1 protein-coding gene is annotated in these 1853 nt (G+C 64.9%); it reads right to left on the bottom strand.

The window, feature by feature from the left end; all coding sequences use genetic code 11:
• Window positions 1–1853, bottom strand: a 1853-nt coding sequence (acs, locus tag XINFAN_RS00065) for an acetate--CoA ligase (RefSeq protein WP_124084544.1), incomplete at both ends; no start/stop codon positions are given.

The raw sequence follows: 1853 nt of genomic DNA, 5'->3' as shown, positions 1-1853 counted from the left end.
TTGTTCATCCTGTTTTCGATGAGGTCGTCCACCACCGAAGGATCGGCCAGCGTCGAGATGTCGCCCAGAGCGCCGAAGTCGTTCTCGGCGATCTTCCTGAGGATCCGGCGCATGATCTTGCCCGAGCGGGTCTTCGGCAGGCCAGGCGCGAACTGGATCAGGTCGGGCTTCGCGATCGGGCCGATCTCGGTCCTGACCCAGGCCTCCAGCGCGCGCTTCAGCGCATCCGAGGGCTCGACGCCCTTCATCAGCGTCACGTAAGCGTAGATCCCCTGGCCCTTCAGGTCGTGCGGATAGCCCACCACCGCCGCCTCGGCCACTTTCTCATGCGCCACCAGCGCCGATTCCACCTCGGCCGTGCCCATCCGGTGGCCCGAGACGTTGATCACATCATCCACCCGCCCGGTGATCCAGTAATAGCCGTCCGCGTCGCGCCGGCAGCCGTCGCCGGTGAAGTAATAGCCCTTGTATTGCGAGAAATAGGCCTCTTCGAACCGCGCGTGATCGCCCCAGAGCGTGCGCATCTGGCCGGGCCACGAATCCGCGATGCACAGGACGCCCTCGGCCTCGACCGCATCGAGCACCGCGCCGGTCTGCGGGTCCAGCACCTCCGGCTTCACCCCGAAGAACGGCAGCGTCGCCGAGCCGGGCTTCGTCGGAATCGCGCCCGGCAGGGGCGTCAGCATATGGCCGCCGGTCTCGGTCTGCCAGAAGGTGTCGACGATCGGCAGACGCTCTTTGCCGACATGTTTGTGATACCAGTTCCAGGCCTCGGGGTTGATCGGCTCGCCAACCGAGCCCAGCACCTTCAGGCTGGACAGATCGTGCTTCTCCACCCAGTCCGGCCCCAGCCCCATCAGGGACCGGATCGCCGTCGGCGCGGTGTAGAACTGGTTCACCTTGTGCTTCGCGCAGACCTCCCAGAACCGCCCGGCATCGGGGAAGGTCGGCACCCCCTCGAACATCAGCGTGGTCGCGCCGTTCGCCAGCGGCCCGTAGACGATATAGCTGTGGCCCGTCACCCAGCCGACATCCGCCGTGCACCAGAACACGTCGCCGTCGTGATAGTCGAACGTGTATTTATGCGTCATCGCCGCATAGAGCAGATAGCCGCCCGAGGTATGGACCACGCCTTTCGGCTTGCCGGTCGAGCCGGAGGTATAGAGGATGAACAGAGGATCCTCGGCCCCGCATTCCACATAGGGGCAATAGGGTTTCGCGGCCGCCATCTCTTCGAGCAGGTCGTAATCGCGCCCGTCGACCAGATGGCATTCGTCGCCGGTGCGGCGCACCACGAGGCATTTCACCCGGTCGGAACAGTGCAGAAGCGCCTTGTCGGTATTGTCCTTCAGCGGGGTCTTCCGGCCGCCCCTCGGCGCGTAATCGGCGGTGATCACCAGCTTCGCCTCGGAATCGTTGATCCGGTTCGCCAGCGCATCGGGCGAGAAACCGCCGAACACCACCGAATGGATCGCCCCGATCCGCGCGCAGGCCAGCATCGCATAGGCCGCCTCGGGGATCATCGGCAGATAGAGCACCACCCGGTCGCCCTTGCCCACGCCATGCGATTTCAGCACATTCGCCAGCCGCGAGACCTGCTCCAGCAACTCGCGGTAAGAGATGTGGCGCGAAGGCTCGCGGGGGTCGTCGGGCTCCCAGATGATCGCGGTCTGCTCCGCCCGGTCGATCAGATGGCGGTCGATGCAATTGGCCGAGACGTTCAGCGTCCCGTCCCCGAACCAGCGGATCGACACATTCCCCGGCGCGAAAGACGTCTCCTTCACCGAGGCATAAGGCCGGATCCAGTCAAGACGCTGACCCTCGCGAAACCAGAAACCATCAGCCGACGAAAC

Source organism: Pseudogemmobacter humi (assembly GCF_900609055.1).
In the GTDB taxonomy this organism is placed as follows: domain Bacteria; phylum Pseudomonadota; class Alphaproteobacteria; order Rhodobacterales; family Rhodobacteraceae; genus Pseudogemmobacter; species Pseudogemmobacter humi.
The sequence above is the reverse complement of the archived record's forward strand: the minus strand, read 5'-3'. Positions and strand labels throughout refer to the sequence as shown.